This is a genomic window from Nitrososphaera sp. (assembly GCF_013388945.1).
Taxonomy (GTDB): Archaea; Thermoproteota; Nitrososphaeria; order Nitrososphaerales; family Nitrososphaeraceae; genus Nitrososphaera.
In genome coordinates this window covers 143,543-159,308 of the sequence record NZ_JACAEH010000021.1, presented here as the reverse complement: position 1 = coordinate 159,308, position 15,766 = coordinate 143,543, and the positions used below count along the sequence as shown (strand labels likewise).

At 56.4% G+C, this 15,766-nt stretch carries 21 protein-coding genes and 2 tRNA genes; 6 read left to right on the top strand and 17 right to left on the bottom strand.

The window, feature by feature from the left end:
* Positions 1-560: ammonia monooxygenase (locus HXY31_RS10815; protein ID WP_292642881.1), on the bottom strand; the 560-nt coding region annotated here is incomplete at its 3' end.
* Between the two features lie 107 nt (positions 561-667).
* On the opposite strand from HXY31_RS10815, the gene HXY31_RS10810 reads away from it, so the two are divergent.
* The gene (locus tag HXY31_RS10810) at positions 668-874 is read left to right on the top strand and encodes a hypothetical protein (RefSeq protein WP_292642879.1); all 207 of its coding nucleotides are present in this window, start codon (positions 668-670) and stop codon (positions 872-874) included.
* Here the strand turns inward: HXY31_RS10810 and HXY31_RS10805 are convergent.
* From HXY31_RS10805 to HXY31_RS10795, 3 genes are all read right to left on the bottom strand, one after another.
* Entirely contained in the window at positions 871-1,215 is a 345-nt protein-coding gene (locus HXY31_RS10805) for a hypothetical protein (RefSeq protein ID WP_292642877.1), read from the bottom strand. The genes HXY31_RS10810 and HXY31_RS10805 overlap by 4 nt on opposite strands.
* Positions 1,216-1,297: 82 nt before the next feature.
* Positions 1,298-1,504, bottom strand: a complete 207-nt coding sequence (locus HXY31_RS10800) for a hypothetical protein (RefSeq protein ID WP_292642875.1) — start codon at positions 1,502-1,504, stop codon at positions 1,298-1,300.
* Positions 1,505-1,555: 51 nt separating this feature from the next.
* Positions 1,556-1,927: a hypothetical protein gene (locus HXY31_RS10795; protein ID WP_292642874.1), complete on the bottom strand. Its 372-nt coding sequence runs from the start codon at positions 1,925-1,927 to the stop codon at positions 1,556-1,558.
* A 306-nt stretch (positions 1,928-2,233) separates the two neighbouring features.
* Here HXY31_RS10795 and HXY31_RS10790 point away from each other — a divergent pair, with 306 nt between their 5' ends.
* Together HXY31_RS10790 and HXY31_RS10785 are read left to right on the top strand one after the other, a co-directional pair.
* A complete protein-coding gene (locus tag HXY31_RS10790) occupies positions 2,234-2,608 on the top strand; it encodes a nuclear transport factor 2 family protein (protein ID WP_292642872.1) in 375 nt (124 codons plus the stop codon).
* A 72-nt stretch (positions 2,609-2,680) separates the two neighbouring features.
* Positions 2,681-2,851, top strand: coding sequence for a hypothetical protein (locus HXY31_RS10785; protein ID WP_292642871.1), 171 nt, complete (start codon positions 2,681-2,683; stop codon positions 2,849-2,851).
* A gap of 13 nt (positions 2,852-2,864) precedes the next feature.
* Here the strand turns inward: HXY31_RS10785 and HXY31_RS10780 are convergent.
* A tRNA-Ile gene (locus tag HXY31_RS10780) sits at positions 2,865-2,942 on the bottom strand.
* Positions 2,943-2,983: 41 nt separating this feature from the next.
* Positions 2,984-3,643 (bottom strand): TenA family transcriptional regulator, encoded by a 660-nt coding sequence (locus tag HXY31_RS10775; RefSeq protein WP_292642869.1) that lies wholly within the window; start codon positions 3,641-3,643, stop codon positions 2,984-2,986.
* 81 nt (positions 3,644-3,724) lie between these two features.
* Here HXY31_RS10775 and HXY31_RS10770 point away from each other — a divergent pair.
* The 3 genes from HXY31_RS10770 (at position 3,725) to HXY31_RS10760 (ending at position 5,034) form a co-directional block, all read left to right on the top strand.
* A tRNA-Glu gene (locus tag HXY31_RS10770) sits at positions 3,725-3,803 on the top strand.
* A gap of 46 nt (positions 3,804-3,849) precedes the next feature.
* The gene (locus tag HXY31_RS10765; protein ID WP_292642867.1) at positions 3,850-4,083 is read left to right on the top strand and encodes an Lrp/AsnC ligand binding domain-containing protein; all 234 of its coding nucleotides are present in this window, start codon (positions 3,850-3,852) and stop codon (positions 4,081-4,083) included.
* A 90-nt stretch (positions 4,084-4,173) separates the two neighbouring features.
* Positions 4,174-5,034 (top strand): polyprenyl synthetase family protein, encoded by an 861-nt coding sequence (locus tag HXY31_RS10760; RefSeq protein ID WP_292642865.1) that lies wholly within the window; start codon positions 4,174-4,176, stop codon positions 5,032-5,034.
* Here HXY31_RS10760 and HXY31_RS10755 read toward each other — a convergent pair.
* The 11 genes from HXY31_RS10755 to nuoB all read right to left on the bottom strand — a co-directional run bounded on the left by HXY31_RS10755 (position 5,031) and on the right by nuoB (position 15,721).
* Entirely contained in the window at positions 5,031-5,576 is a 546-nt protein-coding gene (locus HXY31_RS10755) for an antibiotic biosynthesis monooxygenase (protein WP_292642863.1), read from the bottom strand. The genes HXY31_RS10760 and HXY31_RS10755 overlap by 4 nt on opposite strands.
* 29 nt (positions 5,577-5,605) lie before the next feature.
* Positions 5,606-7,120 (bottom strand): NADH-quinone oxidoreductase subunit N, encoded by a 1,515-nt coding sequence (locus HXY31_RS10750; protein ID WP_292642861.1) that lies wholly within the window; start codon positions 7,118-7,120, stop codon positions 5,606-5,608.
* A 10-nt stretch (positions 7,121-7,130) separates the two neighbouring features.
* Complete coding sequence (locus tag HXY31_RS10745) at positions 7,131-9,164, bottom strand: NADH-quinone oxidoreductase subunit L (protein ID WP_292642859.1); 2,034 nt, start codon at positions 9,162-9,164, stop codon at positions 7,131-7,133.
* Entirely contained in the window at positions 9,164-10,852 is a 1,689-nt protein-coding gene (locus tag HXY31_RS10740) for a NuoM family protein (protein ID WP_292642857.1), read from the bottom strand. Before HXY31_RS10740 ends, HXY31_RS10745 begins: the two co-directional genes overlap by 1 nt.
* 7 nt (positions 10,853-10,859) lie before the next feature.
* Entirely contained in the window at positions 10,860-11,162 is a 303-nt protein-coding gene (nuoK, locus tag HXY31_RS10735; protein ID WP_292642855.1) for an NADH-quinone oxidoreductase subunit NuoK, read from the bottom strand.
* Complete coding sequence (locus HXY31_RS10730; protein WP_292642853.1) at positions 11,146-11,664, bottom strand: NADH-quinone oxidoreductase subunit J; 519 nt, start codon at positions 11,662-11,664, stop codon at positions 11,146-11,148. Before HXY31_RS10730 ends, nuoK begins: the two co-directional genes overlap by 17 nt.
* Positions 11,657-12,154 carry an NADH-quinone oxidoreductase subunit I gene (locus HXY31_RS10725; protein ID WP_292642851.1) on the bottom strand — a complete coding sequence of 166 codons (498 nt, stop codon included), beginning with the start codon at positions 12,152-12,154 and terminating at the stop codon, positions 11,657-11,659. Before HXY31_RS10725 ends, HXY31_RS10730 begins: the two co-directional genes overlap by 8 nt.
* A complete protein-coding gene (locus HXY31_RS10720) occupies positions 12,151-13,419 on the bottom strand; it encodes a complex I subunit 1 family protein (protein ID WP_292642849.1) in 1,269 nt (422 codons plus the stop codon). The genes HXY31_RS10725 and HXY31_RS10720 overlap by 4 nt, the downstream gene beginning before the upstream one ends.
* Entirely contained in the window at positions 13,419-14,498 is a 1,080-nt protein-coding gene (locus tag HXY31_RS10715; RefSeq protein ID WP_366933098.1) for an NADH-quinone oxidoreductase subunit D, read from the bottom strand. Before HXY31_RS10715 ends, HXY31_RS10720 begins: the two co-directional genes overlap by 1 nt.
* An 82-nt stretch (positions 14,499-14,580) precedes the next feature.
* Positions 14,581-15,204 carry an NADH-quinone oxidoreductase subunit C gene (locus HXY31_RS10710; protein WP_292642845.1) on the bottom strand — a complete coding sequence of 208 codons (624 nt, stop codon included), beginning with the start codon at positions 15,202-15,204 and terminating at the stop codon, positions 14,581-14,583.
* A 1-nt stretch (position 15,205) separates the two neighbouring features.
* Positions 15,206-15,721, bottom strand: coding sequence for an NADH-quinone oxidoreductase subunit NuoB (gene nuoB / locus HXY31_RS10705; RefSeq protein ID WP_292642843.1), 516 nt, complete (start codon positions 15,719-15,721; stop codon positions 15,206-15,208).
* Positions 15,722-15,766: the final 45 nt, after the last annotated feature.

The window sequence follows — 15,766 nt, the reverse complement described above, 5'->3', positions numbered from 1 at the left end:
CCAGCTCCAGATCCCAGAGCGACAGGCGAGTTGTAGAACTTACCTACCTGGGGCTCTATAGGCGTCATGTACGCTGGCAGCGTCGGTCTCGGATACTTGAAGGCTACCTCAAGCGGGTCGCGCACCAGTAGCAGGTTGACCATGTTGAACAGCGGGAAGGATAGGCCAACCAGCGAACCGCCAATGAGTATGGCAGCGTGCTTGTTGCGTCTTGTCGCCCAGTACGTGAGGTCCAACAGCATCGCGGATGGTATCCACACAGGCGATACGATGAAGTCGTATGGGTAGCCCAGCGCAAACCACGCGCCCTTTGCAACCCACGTGTAGATGGTTATGATGGTTGCATAGTACGTGGCCGTTCCTGGTACGCCTGTGAACAGCATGTAGTATATCGCACCGACCAAAAGCATCGTAGATTGGCCGACTGAGAATACCACGAAGGATGTCCACATCCAGTCTGTGTAGAACAGGTAGTCTCCTGTGTTGATGGTCAGCAGTGTTCCGTTGACTGCCACCACCACCATGAAGAGGTAGTGTGTCGTACGTCTTAGCCAAACCATTACCTCTTCCGCCGGAAGGTACAATATAAGTTGCGGGTGTACACTGCATTGCATTTTTCCCTTCACATCTGTTAAGGCTTTATTCCGGCTCTTCCAGCGCATGACGCATGATACTTTCAGGCGCAAGAGGCAGGCTGGTTTCAGTCGACGCAAAAAGCAAGACTGTAAGGATCCTCCGCAGATCCGTGGAGGAAGACTATGAGTGCGAAAAAGAAGTAAACCTCGGCAAGCTCAGGCCCCTGATAGGCAAGCGCGTGGACCTGGAGCTGCGCGACTTTCTTGTGATAGGCGTGACGCGCAGAGAAGACGACTAGCCGTACGCGTTCGGGTAGACCTCGCCTGCGACAGTGTCGATGCCGTCAAGGCTCGCCATCGCAAGCACGGTGTCAAGACCGGTCTGAAGCACTATCTCATAGCGCCCGTGGCCGTGGCTTACAGGTATCAGGCCGACCATGTGCTGTATCCTGCGCGATACCTCTTCCTCGCTTGCATCGTGCTGGTACTGGACGCTCAGCCAGAACCTCTGCTTTTTCTCTTGGGGGTATTTGCGCGTGAGCATCGACGATTTTAACAGCAGGAACGGGTCGACGTTTCTGTGTCTTTCCTGCAGCTGCGCGACGACTTCATCATAAGCTTTTACAACTTCGATGGACATGTCAGGGCTTGCCCGGGAGCATGTTAATAAAAAGTGAGACTGCATTGTAATTCTCTGCAAGGAATTTCAGTGCATTTTAAAATCATTCTATCACTGCGACCTGCTGCTCGTGCCGGTAGGTCCTGTAGCCAAGGAACAGGAGAGCTATGCCTGCCGCGACCAGCACGTAAAAGACCACCCTCACAGAGGCGATCACGGGGTTTACCATGCTTGCCGCAAGAAACAGTCCTGAAAAGACAAGGAACGCCGCGCCTGCGACGTTTTCGCCGTTTATTCTGCCCATCGCCATGCGATTGTGCAGCTGATTATTTATCCACCAAGTGTACAGTGCGTTGCAAAATCAGGCCCCGCGGAGTTTTTCTTCTATGAGCGGCAGTATCTTTTTTCTTATGATGGGACCCGGCCTTGCAGTTATGTCAAACGAAACCAAGAGCAGCCTTTTCTTGTCGTCGTGGATGGGGACGGTGGCCCGCTTCACTCTTTCATAGGTCGTTATCGTATAAAGCGCCTTTCCAAGCTCCTGCTCAAAGCTTTCCCTTGTATTGAACCTGATTGCCGACTGGACGACTGAGAGCTCTAGCCGGCTCTTGTCTAGCAGCGGAACCACGCCCTTGCGGTACCGCGCGGCTGCAAGCCGGCCATTTTTGTTGGCGACTCCTGCAAACCTTATGCCGGGGTCAAGCTCGAGGACCTGCCTGCAAAACTCAGACAACAAAGTTTGCACATCCCAGGACAGTCGAGGTGGAGGGCCCTGCCCACATAGAGCGGCCGGCCATTGGGAGAAGAGAGCCGCGGGGCAGGGCCAGTTGCACCATGTCTATCTGCCTACTCTGCCGGCTTGCGTCTCATTGCACTTAAGCAGCGCGTGTACACTGCATGGCAGACCTGCATTCGACACTAGACGCGGGCTCCCAATTCTTGCCGTGCACTGTACACACCCTCCTTAAATAGAATAAAACAATCCGTCGCGTCGCGGTGTATTCTTCAGGATGGCACCTAGGAGACAGGTGTAGAGTCAATGCTGACGGGGCAGGAGACAGTCCGCCGCTATTTTGACCTGATAACAAAGAAGGATGCAGACGGCATCCTCGACCTGTTTACCGACGACGAGCCGGTGGTGTACGAGCCTTTCAGCAACGAGAAAGAAGGGCTGCGCGGCAAGGAGGCAATAGAGAGCTTTCTCAAGATTGTCCTCATGGCAAATGCCGGTCTAAAGCGTGATATCAGGTTTGAAGACGGCAGCGACGACGAAACAACCGCTCTGGTCACGTTTGAGCGCGGGACCACCTTGCGGGGCAGGTTCACCTTCAATTTCGTAAAAGAGGCTGGAGAGGGCAAGAAGGGCGACGGCCATGTCAGGAGGATAAAGTCGCTCAGGATAAAGTTTCTCTGATGTGGAACCGGGCGGATTTTCAGGATGGAGAAAAGTGATCATGACAATAAATAGCGGCCCTGATTTTTCTGCGTGCAAGTCCACGAGCTTTTCAACCTCAAAGGCGACATCTGGTTCAAGAAAGGCGAGTATTACTACAACCTTGAACAGGTGCAGACCATAATGAGGGAAGTGCTCCGGGCCCAGCCGCAGAACGCCCAGAAGATACTTGACAGTTTTGTAAGGGTAGAGAAGCGCCATTAGGAAGCGTGGACAATGGTGGGCCCAAAGGGATTCGGACCCTTGGCCGACCGGTTATGAGCCGGTCGCTCTAACCAGGCTGAGCTATGGGCCCACGCAATGCAAAAATTCTGACTAGTATGTATAAAGGTTTGTTCAGCAATAGACGCCGACGTATTTTTCCTGCACCGAATCAAGCAGAAGGTTTTGCGCCTTGAGCGACTCGACCGCCGCGGCAAACGCCCTTTCCTGCCTGTCTGCGGGAAGCGAGGCCAGTATGCTGCGCCAGGTCTGCGCGTGTCGGATGTCGGCCTCTTCATGGATCTCAAAGTAGTTCAGCGCGTCCTTGCCGTCAAGGCCGTAGAACTTTACAAGGCCATCTATCTTGCTCCGGCTTATCTTTGGCAGTTCAGACTCGAAGGCGTACATTGCTGCCACTGCCTCTTCAAACGAGCCCCTTGAGAGCGCCATGATTTTCGCCACAGCCTCGTTTGTTTTGGAAGCGCCGGCATAGTTTGTCAGCTCGTCAAGCGGGACGCCCAGGGCTCTTGCAAACCGGGTCCACGGCTCGACGTGCTCCGACTCCTCCTTCATGTTGCCCTCTATTTCCGGGGCAATGGTAGCGTCGGTGTTGAAAGACGCGATGTTCTGGACAAAGGTTGGGACTGCCTTTACGAGCTGGAAGTATTCCTTGGAGTAGCCCTGCAGGTGATCGACTGTAAGCTTGCCCTCCGACCACATCTGGTAGAACGGGTGCTTTAGCAGGCTGCGCTTTTCAACCTCGGCGTCGATCCTCTCGACAAGACTGTTTTCCATGCGGTACACAATTCAGGCGCCGTAATAAAACGTTTTCAAAGGTAAGGATTTTATGTGAACAGGAACGCTCAAATCGCAAGTGCTCCGGTGGTGTAGTCCGGTCAAGCATTGTGGCCTTTCGAGTCGCAGATCCCGGGTTCAAATCCCGGCCGGAGCACCATTTCCTTAGAAGCACTAAAATTCGATGAGATTTCTACACGGCTGGGTTGATACCGGTAGGGTTCATGTTCATCGAGTGTGTTGAAGGCCGGCAAGACGAGCTCTTGAAAAAGATTAGAGAGGTGCCGGCTGTTTCGTACGCATACAAGCTGGACAAGACGTACCAGCTTGTAGCCAAGATAGAGTCAGATTCTGTCGAGAAATTCACCGCCGCGATATCTGCGATAAGAGGGCTCGGGAACCTGCTGAACACCGACACGATGGTCGGGTTCAAGGGCTAACTTGAAATGACCTTTCCTGGGCACTTTTCCTGCCAAGCAGTAAATTAATATGGTCACGGAATGGACTACCCTCAAGGAAGAAGCTGGCTTTTGGGCAGGAGAAACATAGAGGCCAACCCGTTGACTGACTTTTGCGGCGAGTACCTCGCCCACATCGAGGACGCGCTAAAGCGCGAGCTTGACCTCTACTCGTGGTCCGAGTTCCACGCGCCACTGCGCTACGCCTGCGAGGGCGGCAAGCGCATAAGGCCGCTCATCCTTGTGCTGTCGGCTGAAGCCATTTCCGGCAAGAAGGCAAACGGCGACTCGTACATGGCAGCTTCGGCAATCGAGCTCCTGCACACTGAATCCATAATCCACGACGACATCATCGACGAGGAGAACACGCGCAGGGGCAAGCCGTCTTTTCATGTGAAATACGGCTACAACAGCAGCATACTGACCGCTGATTTCGTGCTCGGGGTCATACTTGACATCGGCTCGAAGCTGAAAAACCCGCTTGTGGTAAACGAGCTTTCAAACGCGGCCACGCGCATGAGCGAGGGCGAGATGATGGAGATACGCCTCAACAAGGCCCCGCAGATAACCGAGGACGACTACATCAAGGTGCTGGAGCACAAGACCGCGTCGCTCTTTCGGGCGTCGGCAAGAATAGGCGCCATCCTGGGCGAGGGCACCGAGGAGCAGGTGCGCGCAATGACGTCTTTCGGCCAGCTCCTGGGCGTCGCGTACCAGATACACGACGACTTGATAGACTGGAACAACGAGGACAAGCTGTTCAACATGCTTGTAAAGCAGAACGACAAGTCAGCAGAGTTTGTGGACAGGATGGAAAAGCTGTACAAGTCGTACTCTGCAAAGGCAAAGGAGGAGCTGAAAAAGGTGCGCGGCGCAGGAAGCACCGTGCGCCACCTTGAGCTTTTGACCGACCTTGCGTCGGTGCAGATCTAGAGAAATTCTTTCTTGTACAGCCACGGACGCAAGATTCTGGTGACAGCTGGCATCACGACGTATGTCATGAGGAGCACCATTATTGCGACGCCTATGACGAGCCTTAGGGCAGGGTGCAGGTCCTGCATCGCAAGTTGAATCAGGGGCACCACTGTTGCCAGAAGCGACGAGAGGACCGCGACGAGCACGATTGCCATCTTGTGCCTCGGCGGCGCCGGCAAGCCCGGCCTTGGCGTGAACCAGAATTCCAGGCCTGTCCTGCGCTCTATTTTGGCCTCGCCTTCGACCACTGCACGGCTCTTCTCCGCCCATTCCCGGCGCACTTCAGAGTTTTCCCACTTTGCCAGGTTCTCGTAGGTGTCAAAGCGGAAGATGATGACGTACTCTGGCCGGGTGGGGTCCTGTGGCCTAATCACGTTTATGCCCATAAAGCCCTCAAACTGCATGGCGGCGTGGATGATGCCTTCCATCCACCGCTCAAACTCGGCCAGCTTGCCGGCCTTGGCAGTTCTGGTTACGATTACAGTGACAGGCTCTGACACGGTACTAGTTCGCAGTCTGGACTAATAATCTACCTGCCAAGAGGCCCGGGCGCAGCACCGCTCATAAAGCTCAGGTCGGGAACGGCCTGCGACGCAAATTCCAGCAACGGAGCGTGCCAGATGCCAAAGCCCACCATGAACACGAGTGCAAACACGAGCACCGCCACTATTGCGCGCGGTTCTTTGACTTTGCTCATGTCCGGCCCCTCTTCCATGTACATCTTTCTCATTATCCAGGCGTAGTAGCCAAGCGAGAGCGCGCTGTTCAGAACTCCCGCGATTGCAAGCCACGGGCCCCACTCTACAAGCGGGCCGGCGTTTATAGCAGCGCCAAAGAGCACCAGCTTGCTCCAGAATCCGTTGAGCGGAGGCACGCCTGCAAGCGAGAGCAGTGAAATCGAAAGCACTATAGCTGTTATCGGCATGCGCTTTGCAAGGCCGCGGTACTTTTCGAGGCTGTACGCGGAAAGCCCCACCGCTACTGCGGCGACTGCGATGAATCCCGCAGACTTCATGACTGCGTGGTTGATGATGTGGAAGAGCGAGCCTGAAAGCGCCTGGTCCGAATAGGGCGCAAGTGCGATGCCTATCATGATGTACCCTGCCTGCGCAATCGACGAGTAGGCAAGTATCCTCGGCACGCTCCTCTGCATTATCGCACCGATGTTGCCAATCGTCATCGTAAAGACCGCAAGTATCGCAAGAGTGAGCGTCCAGTCGGCGTTTAAGGCAAACATGCCGAGCACGATGACTCGAAGCGCGGCTGCAAAGCCAGCCTTCTTTGTTCCTGCGGCCAAAAGCCCGCCGATGGTCGCAGGCGAGCCCTCGTAGGCGTCCGGGAGCCACATGTGGAAAGGCACGAGGCCCATCTTGAAGCCAAAGCCCGCGATGAACAGTGCTACTGCAAGAAGCCCGACGGGCATCATCGACGCGTCGAGGTTTGTCATTGCCCTGACAGAGTCGCCGATGTTAGTGGTGCCTGTCATGCCGTAGACAAGTCCTATCGCAAAGACGATGAGCGCCGACGAGAGCGCGCCGAACATGAAATACTTTATTGCTGCCTCGTTTGACACGGGGTCGCGCTTGGCAAAGCCTGCAAGCGCATAAGTAGGAAGTGACATCAATTCCCACGCGACAAGCAGCATCACAAGGTCCGTGGAATACGCTATGAGCACCATGCCGATGCTTGAAAGCAGGATGAGCGAGTAGTACGCCGCCGGGTTGCTGCGCCCCTTCCAGTAGTTCCACGACGACGCGGTCATCATGAGCGACACTAGCAACAGGGCGATTGCAAAGAACGAGCCGAACAGGTCGTCCACGAGCACCCCTTCGGAGAACGCGACAGCAGGTAGCACCTCGCCGGTGAACACCTTGAAGATGACTATGCCCATGGCGACTGCGAGCGCGCCAAACGCTATTGCGCTGTACAGCTTGTTCCTGTCGATGCCGCGCTCGCGCCTGCCGGCGTCAATGGCGGGTATGGCAAGGCCTACCACGCCCAGTATCACCGTCACGAGTATTGGAGTAGATGTCAGGTCCACCATTTCTATCACCCTACAAGAGGAGGAGCATCACCACTATCAGGATGCCGGCCCCGAACACGAACAGGTACGTCTGGGTAATTCCAGTCTGGCTGCCCTTGACCCACCTCGACATGTACGTCATGGCGCCCTGGAACGCAGGGTTGATGCCGTCGATTATAGTGCTTTCAAAGTAGCGCCAGATGAAGCGGTATATCGCCATAGGCCCGATGACTCCGCCCCAGTAAAGCGCGGTGTTCAGGTACCACCTGTTGTAGAGGAAGGTCCAGATTCCGCGGGTGACGATGTTCCTGCCAATTGCCGCAGGGTCGGCTTTGCGTGCGATGTAGAACACGTAGCCAAGCGCCGCCCCGACTCCGAACGCGCCAAACGACGCGGCTGCTGCCACCGGGTTCAGGTTGAGGAACACGCGCTCTGTCGCAGGCGCTGCTTCGTGGATGCCAAACGACTCGCCCAGATATTCCTCGAACAGGTGGTGCAACTGTTCTTCGAACAAAAAGCCCGAGACGCCCACTATTATAGTCGCAACCGCAAGTATGCCAAAGGGCACCCACATGACCGCGCCCACCTCGTGGACGTGGTGGCCCTCGTGCTCTATCTTTTCGACGTGCTTGCTCTTGCCGCCAAAGAAGGTCATGCCTATCATCCTGAAGGTGTAGAACGCGGTCATGACTGCGACTACTACTGCCATGATAAAGAGCGGCATCGCCTGCGAGTATCCTGACTCGAGCACTGCTGCAAATATGGCGTCCTTGCTCCAGAATCCCGACGTGAAGAGCGGGGCGCCTGCCAATGACAACGCAGCGAGCAGCATGAACATGTACGTCTTGGGCATGTACTTTTTCAGGCCGCCCATGTCAGTCATAAAGCGGGAATGCACCGTATGCAGTACTGCACCTGCGCCCATGAACAGCGATGCCTTGAACATGGCGTGGCTCATCAGGTGGAAAAAGCCAGCGGTGTAGCCGTCGACGTAGTTTAGTGAGATGCCGGCGATGCCAAGGGCCATCATCATGTAGCCTATCTGGGAGCCCGTGGAATAGGCGAGCACCTTCTTTATCTCGGGGCTTACAAGCGCCTGGGTTGCAAGCAGGAACGCGGTTATCGCGCCCGTCCATGCGACCACTTCAAAGAACTGGCCCGTGTTGAGCGCCGAGAGCGCAAAGAACAGCGGGCCTATCCTCGCAACGAGGAAGACGCCGGCCTTTACCATCGTCGCAGCGTGTATCAATGCTGAAACAGAAGTCGGGCCGGTCATGGCCTCAAGGAGCCACTCGTTGAGCGGGAACTGCGCCGATTTTCCAACTGCGCCGCCAAACAACAAAACCGCTGCAGGGACGAGCAGGTTCTCTGCAGCCATCGCCTGCGCCCAGCCTTGGTCGGCAAGGAGCTCCTTGAACCCGAACGTGCCTGCATAGGCAAATATCAAGAACATGCCGGCAAGCATCATCACGTCGCCTGCCTTTGTCATGAGGAACGCCTTCATGCCGGCGTGAGTCGGCGCGGTCCACATTGCTATTCCGCCTGCGCGGTGGCCCTCGACTCCGACGTAGTCCTTCTTCCTGTCGTGGTACCAGAACCCGATGAGCGCATACGACGCAAGGCCCACGCCCTCCCACCCAAAGAAGACCATGAGCAGGTTGTCCGATATGACGATAAGCTGCATCGAGCCTATGAAGAAGAGCATGAAAAACCAGTACCGCGTAAGATCGCGGTCGCCGTGCATGTAGCCAAGCGAGTATACCATGATGAGGAAAGAGATCCAGGCGACCAGGTTGGTCATGATTATTGCCAGCGGGTCGGCAAGCACGCCTGCCTTCAGGTCAAGCGCGGATATCCACGACACCTGGCTGTGCACTTCGTGGCCGGCAAGGGCCGTCGGTATCAGAGTCGCAGCCGACGCGGCGCTTGCAAGCGCAAAGCCCACGGCTATGTAGTTGCGAGCGCTCTTGCTCCCCTTGGCTATCGCAGGGATTATGGCGGCGCCGGCAAACGGCAGTATCCATATCAGCCAGACGTTGATAGCGTCGAAAAACTCTGTCACCATCAGTGATTCCCTCCGGCCTCCGCTCCAACGGACAAACCTTCTTCAAGCCCCACCGAGCTTCCTTCTGCCGGCTCTATCAGGCCCGACCCTTCGGGTATCGGGAGCACGCCGGGGTAGTCGGCAAACATGCCCTGGACATAGTCCGAGACAGGAGCCAGGAACAGGTCTGGGTAGACGCCTATTATGAGCGAGAGCGCGGCAAAAGCCGCCATCGTGGCAGTCACGTACGGGCTTGCCTCCTTTACGTGCGCCATCTCTTCGGGTATCTTGCCAAAGAAGATGCGCTTTATCATCCAGAGTATGTAGGCAGAAGTCAGGATGGTGCCCATGATGCCAAAGCCGAACATCGCGCTCCTGAACCAGTCGCCGTCGTTTGCAGCTGTTTGCAGGACGCCGTTGAACATGGTCCACTCTGCCATAAAGCCGCTTGTAGGCGGGACGCCCATTATCGTGAGCGCGCCTATCATTGCAATGACAGCGGTGTATGGCATCTTGCCAGCAAGGCCTCCCAGCTTGCTCATGCTCCTTGTGCCGGTCTGGAGTATGATAGAGCCGGCCATCATGAAGAGCACAGCTTTGCCAAGCCCGTGCGTCACGTAGAGCATGGTAGCGCCCGTGATGCCAAGCACGCTCTCGGAGCCGAGGCCGAACAGGATGTAGCCCATCTGGCTGATTGAAGAGTAAGCGAGGACTTTCTTGATGTCGTCCTGCATCAGCGCCATGGCGCCTCCGTAGATTATGGTCGCAAGGCCCCACATGTTGATGTAGAGGCTGTACTGCTCGTAGCTGCCGGTCAAAAGCTCGAGCCAGAGCCTGAGCAGGCCGTAGGCTCCGATGCCGATCATCGCCGGCGACAGGAGCGCCGACACCGGCGTCGGGGCTTCTGCGTGCGCGTACGGCAGCCAGATGTGAAGCAGGAACGCGGCCAGTTTTACGCCAAGCCCTGCGACGAGCCCGAATATGATGAGCGCAAGCCATTCCTGTGGTATCAGGTGGGCGTTTGCCCTTATCGTGTCAAAGTCAAAGCCGCCGGCGAAAAAGCCCATGGTAAGCAGGCTCAACAGCAGGACGACTGCTCCGACGTGGGTCCAGAAGAAGAACATGAGGGCGATTCTGCGCCTTGCGCCGTAGCCGTAGAACGCGACTAGGAAGAACGAGGGCACGAGCATCAGCTCAAAGAACACGTAGAACTCGATGACGTTGGTGGCAAGCACGGTGCCGAACATGCCCATCGAAAACGCGAGATATAGCGCAAAGTAGAGCCCCATGTGGTGGTTGACGTAGCTCTGCTGGTCTGCAGTAAGCGTCACCTGGCCGCCGTGGCCGGGGTTTTCGTGGCGACTTGCGCCGGGCATGTCCTCCATTATCTTGTGGATCATGTACGGCTTGGAGTAGATTGCAAGCACCGTGCACAGGATGTAGATTATCATGGCAAAGGGCAGGCTCAGCCCGTCAAGGCGCAGCCCAAAGTTGCCAAACTGGCTCCACTGGTACGACTCGACGTAAGCGGACATGCCTCCCTGCAGCGCAAGCGCGGGAAGCGCCAGCAGCCCTGTAGATACTGCGAGCACGCCGAAAGAGAACCAGGTAACCGTGCCGGCGCCTGATTTCTTGCCTACAAAGTAGGCGACGGGCGCAAGCAGCAGGGGTATGAATGTCGCTGCCAAAAGGAAAAACGACTCTGCCATTGTGCTTTCAGCCCTTCATGCTCCTGAATTCTGCCACGTCGATTTCCTTGTACAGCCTGTACGCCACTATGATGAGACCAAGGCCAATTGCGACTTCGGCCGCGGCTATAGCTATTGAAAATAGCGCAAAGACCTGTCCCTGGATGTTGCCTGTATACCGGGAAAAGGCCACGAGGTTGAGGTTGGCTGCGTTGGCGATAATCTCTATTGAAATTAGCATCCTGATGGCGTTGCGCTTGACCACCAGCCCGTAGATGCCGACTGCGACGAGCACCACTGAGACTATGAGAAAGTCAACTAGCTCGTTCATCTTTTTGCTCCACATCCTCCCTGCGCGCAAGCGCAAGAGCTGCAATGACTGCGCCGGCAAGCACCAGGCCCATCACTATCAGCGTCGGCGAGTAGTAGGTCAGCATTTCCTGGCCGATTGCCATGATGTCGACCGGCGGCGCGGTAAAGCTGCCCGGCGTGTTCAGTCCCGATATCAAAAGCGTGGCTCCAAGCCCGCCCATGATGAAAAGCATCAGTATTATGCCGGCGGCCTTTCTGCCCTTGTCCTCCCTGACGGTAAAGAGCGCCTGGGTGCGCACGAGCATGACTGCGAATATTATGAGCACCGCGACTGCGCCGACATACACTGCAATCTGGAACATCGCGACAAAGGGCGCGTCCAGAAGCAGGAAAAAGCCGGCGATTCCAAGCATCGATATCGCAAGGCCGATGGCGCCGTAGATGAGCTCCTTTGTATCAAGCGCCACTATGGCAGAGCCCACCGTCAGCACGGCAAGGCCCACGAATATCGGGTCAACCATGTGTTGCTCCCCTGTCCGTTATTATCAGCTCGATGCTGCCGTCGTATTTCGGCTTGACCTCGAGCTGCTGCGGCGTGTATATCAGGTGCTCCTTAGTGAAAGAGGAGAGCTCGTAGTCGTTTGTCATGAAAAGAGCGTAAAACGGGCAGGCGTCCACACATAATCCACAGAACACGCACTTGCCATAGTCTATCTGGGGCATGATGCTCTTCTTGTTCTGCTTCCAGTTCTCGTCCACCTTTACCATGCCGATTGCCTCGGCGATTCCCTCGCACGCGATTGCGCACAGCTGGCAGCCGGTGCACTTGTCGTGCATCAGTATGTGCCGGCCGCGGTAGCCCGCGATGCCGACGCCTTTTTTCGGGTCGAACTGGTAGCCGTCGCCCACAAAGCGCAGCTTTTGCTCAGGGTATCTGAATGTAAAGCGGCGTATGACGAGGTGCTTTGAGCCGGACTCGATTGCCTTGATGAAACCAGAAGCCGTACTCATCTGACAAGCAGCCCCTCCGGACCAAGTATGCCGCCATATATTAGTGCAAGGGCGACGAACATGTTGATGAAAGACAACACTATCAGCTTGTACCAGCCTGTGTGAAGCAAGATGTCTATCCTGATACGCGGGCTTATACCTCTAGGCAGAAGCATCAGCATTATCACACCAAAGGTCTTTATCGTGAACCAGAATATGGCAGACAGCGTGACGGGGTTGTAGATCTTTTCGCCGGTGTAGCCGGGGATGATTTCCTGCGGGAATATTATTGGTCCCGACCAGCCGCCGAGGAACAGCACGACAAACAGCGCGGCCAGCGCGTACAGTTTCAGGTACGTGCCAAGCTGTATCAGGCCGTAGATCATGCCTGACGTCTCGGTTATCCAGCCTGCGACAATCTCGCTCTCTGCCTCTGGAAGGTCGAACGGGATCCTTTCAAGCTCTGCAAGCGACGACAGGTAGAACACGAATGCGCTTATCGGGAGGAAGAACACGAACCAGTACGAGGCTATCTGCGACTCGACGATTCCCGTCAGGTTCAGAGTTCCTGCGAGTATGACGACTGAAAGCGCCGATATTATGAACGGGATCTCAAATGCGATTATCTGGTGCAGCGCCCGCAAGCCACCGATGAACGGGTACTTGCTGTTTGACGCCCACGAGAACAGGAGCGCAATGAGCGGGAAGAATCCGAATATCGCAAAGACCGCGATTATGCCCACGTCGATGTCGGCCACCACCCAGCCGGGTGCCACCGGTATGAGGGCAGCTGCAGCCGCTGCGACTGAGACAAACGCTATTGGCGCGGCCCAGAATATGGGCTTGTCTGCCGCGGCAGGGACGATTATCTCCTTTGATATCAGCTTTAGCCCGTCGGCTGCGAGCTGGAGCCAGCCCTCTATCTTGCCGACGTACAGCGGCCCGTAGCGCAGCTGCATCTTGGCGAGGAACTTGCGCTCCACAAATATCGTGACTGCCGCAAACAGCGCGGCGTAGGTAAAGCCGGGGAACGCGGCCACCCTGAACAGGTCTGTGTGGATCATGTACTTGATTATCGGAATAGTGCGCGTCGGGTCGACTATCATAGTCAAGAAGAGGTACGGGGTCAGCGGCTCGTCGCCAAGCGGCGGCAGCGGCACGTAGAACAGCACGATGAACAGGAGCGGCAGGCCTACGAGCGAGAATATGATGAGTATCCAGAATACCAGCCACAGTACGCTTCCAATGAACTCGCCGAACCTGAACGACTCGATGTACGACGCCATTACCTGTCAGCCTCCACGGGCCAGTAGTTCAGAGACCAGTACACGGCAGGCATGTCTGCAAGCTTGTTGCCAACAAGCAGGAACGGAAGGGCTAGCATGTTGCGGAACGAGCCCACCGATATCTTCACTCTATATGGTTTTGGCGTGCCATCGCTCACGATGTGATAGCCAAGCGCCCCGCGACCGGACTCGACGCGCCTGTACGCCTCGCCTGCAGGCCCCTTGGGGTTTGGCTGGAGCTTGGTGCGGACCTCGCCTGACTGGGGCATCTTGTCCAGAAGCTGGCGCATGATGTGGCACGACTCTTTCATGTCAAGGAACGGGACGTACGAGCGGGCAAACGAGTCGCCCGTCTTCATGTACTGCACTTTGAAATCAATCTCGTTGTAAACGTCGTAGGGCTCGACCTTGCGTATGTCGTAGGGAACGCCGGAAGCGCGCAGCACCGAGCCTGTGACTCCAAGCTTCACCGCGTCCTCCTTTGACAGGACGGCAACGCCTTCCGTCCTCTGCCTGAAAAGCGGCATGTTGTAGAAAATGTCCTCGTACTCTTTCAGGCGCTTCTCGAAGTAGTTGATGTGGTCGAGGCACCTTTGCTTGAAGCCTTCCGGCATGTCGTTTCTCACGCCGCCGGGGATGTTGTAGGCGTGCGTTACCCTCGCGCCTGTCAGCCTCTCGAGGAGGTCGATGAAAAGCTCGCGGTCGCCAGCCGGCCACATGAACATGGTAGAGTGTCCAAGGAAGATGCCATAGATTGCAAGCCAGTAGAGCGTGTAGACCTGCCGGTTCATCTCCGACGCGATTGCGCGGATGAACTGGCCCCTGCGCGGAACCTGGATTCCCATCAGGTCCTCGACAGCGAGGCTGTACGAGTAGGTGACGTTTGTTGAATCATGAATGACCGGCCTTTCAAGGTGCGGGATGTTCTGGATGACGTTTCGGTACTCGCACATCTTTTCCTCGCCACGGTGCACGTAGCCGGGGTCAGGGTCGCAGTAGACGATGTAGTCGCCGTCGACCTTGACGGTGAAGCGGAAGTGGCCCGAACCCGGATGCTGGGGGCCTATTGACAGCGTCATCAGGCGGTCTTCTTCGGTCTCCTTGACCACCTGCAGGCCCAGCCTTCTTGTCTCTTCTATCTTTTCTTCAAGCGTTGCCATGCTATCTCCCCTTTATCCTGAAATCCTTGCGAAGCGGCGGAATGTCGGCCCAGTCCTCCGGAAGCAAGAACCGCTCCATCCTCGGGTGCCCCTCAAAGTACACGCCAAGCATCTCAAACGTCTCGCGCTCGTGGTACTCGACGCTTGGATAAACGCGGACAAGCGACGGCAGGCGCGGGTCGTCCCGGTTTGCCTTTGTCGTGAGCACCATGATGTGTGCAAGAAGGTCCTCGCGCGTATACGAGCCGAGGTGGTAGTTGACTTCAATGTGATTTTCCTTCAGGTAGTCGGTGCCGGAAGCAGACTCGGCGTGATCAAAGCCCATGCTGTCGCGCAAGTATGTTGCGACTTCGACTATGCTTGAAGGCGCTGTTTCCACCTTTATCCTGACCGGCTTTATGTAGACAATCTTTACTGCGTCGCCGAACTTTGAGACGAGCTCCTGTGCAAGGCCCTTCTCAAACGCTGGCGGCTCTGGTTCCTTTGCAGGCGGCGCTGCTGCAGCTGGCGGCTTGGCTGCCGGCGGCGCTGCGGGTTTTGGAGTTGGCGCTGGCTTGGCTGCGGGTTTTTCTGCGCCTGCGGCCTTGGCCGCCTTCTGTTTCTGCTCTTCTTTATCGCTGCTCATGCTACTTTATCTTTGACCTTTTGATCTTTTCCTGTAGCAGCATGCAGCCCTGGATAAGCGTCTCCGGTCTTGGCGGGCATCCCGGAACGTACACGTCGACTGGCACTATGCCGTCGACTCCCGGAAGGACGTTGTACGAGTCTATGTACAGTCCGCCAGTGATTGCGCACGCCCCCATCGCTATGACGTATTTCGGCTCGGGCATCTGGTCGTAGACCATCCTGAGCCGGGGCGCCATCTTCCTCGTGACAGTCCCCTGCACCACTATCAGGTCGCACATGCGGAGCGACCCGAACGCCTCGATGATGCCGAACCTCTCGACGTCGTACCTCGGGCTTGAAGCCGCGCCGAACTCGACGCTGCAACAGGCCGTCTCAAGGTGCACGGGCCACAGCGACCACACCCTTCCCCAGTTTATGGCGTAGCCAAGCGGCTTGTCGAGCGCCCTGACGAGCACGTCGGAGAGCTTTGTCACAAAGACGTTGAAGTTGGTAGGGCTTACCAGTTCCTTGTTCACGCGCGCAACCCCTCCCTGACCTTGTCAGCTCTTTGATCGTATTTA

Bases quoted from the DNA above. Each gene is read 5' to 3' on its own strand.
- HXY31_RS10810 (WP_292642879.1), top strand. From the start codon at position 668: ATGATACTTTCAGGCGCAAGAGGCAGGCTGGTTTCAGTCGACGCAAAA.
- HXY31_RS10805 (WP_292642877.1), bottom strand. From the start codon at position 1,215: ATGTCCATCGAAGTTGTAAAAGCTTATGATGAAGTCGTCGCGCAGCTG.
- HXY31_RS10800 (WP_292642875.1), bottom strand. From the start codon at position 1,504: ATGGCGATGGGCAGAATAAACGGCGAAAACGTCGCAGGCGCGGCGTTC.
- HXY31_RS10790 (WP_292642872.1), top strand. From the start codon at position 2,234: ATGCTGACGGGGCAGGAGACAGTCCGCCGCTATTTTGACCTGATAACA.
- HXY31_RS10775 (WP_292642869.1), bottom strand. From the start codon at position 3,643: ATGGAAAACAGTCTTGTCGAGAGGATCGACGCCGAGGTTGAAAAGCGC.
- HXY31_RS10750 (WP_292642861.1), bottom strand. From the start codon at position 7,120: ATGGTGGACCTGACATCTACTCCAATACTCGTGACGGTGATACTGGGC.
- HXY31_RS10745 (WP_292642859.1), bottom strand. From the start codon at position 9,164: ATGGTGACAGAGTTTTTCGACGCTATCAACGTCTGGCTGATATGGATA.
- HXY31_RS10740 (WP_292642857.1), bottom strand. From the start codon at position 10,852: ATGGCAGAGTCGTTTTTCCTTTTGGCAGCGACATTCATACCCCTGCTG.
- nuoK (WP_292642855.1), bottom strand. From the start codon at position 11,162: ATGAACGAGCTAGTTGACTTTCTCATAGTCTCAGTGGTGCTCGTCGCA.
- HXY31_RS10730 (WP_292642853.1), bottom strand. From the start codon at position 11,664: ATGGTTGACCCGATATTCGTGGGCCTTGCCGTGCTGACGGTGGGCTCT.
- HXY31_RS10725 (WP_292642851.1), bottom strand. From the start codon at position 12,154: ATGAGTACGGCTTCTGGTTTCATCAAGGCAATCGAGTCCGGCTCAAAG.
- HXY31_RS10720 (WP_292642849.1), bottom strand. From the start codon at position 13,419: ATGGCGTCGTACATCGAGTCGTTCAGGTTCGGCGAGTTCATTGGAAGC.
- HXY31_RS10715 (WP_366933098.1), bottom strand. From the start codon at position 14,498: ATGACGCTGTCAATAGGCCCCCAGCATCCGGGTTCGGGCCACTTCCGC.
- HXY31_RS10710 (WP_292642845.1), bottom strand. From the start codon at position 15,204: ATGAGCAGCGATAAAGAAGAGCAGAAACAGAAGGCGGCCAAGGCCGCA.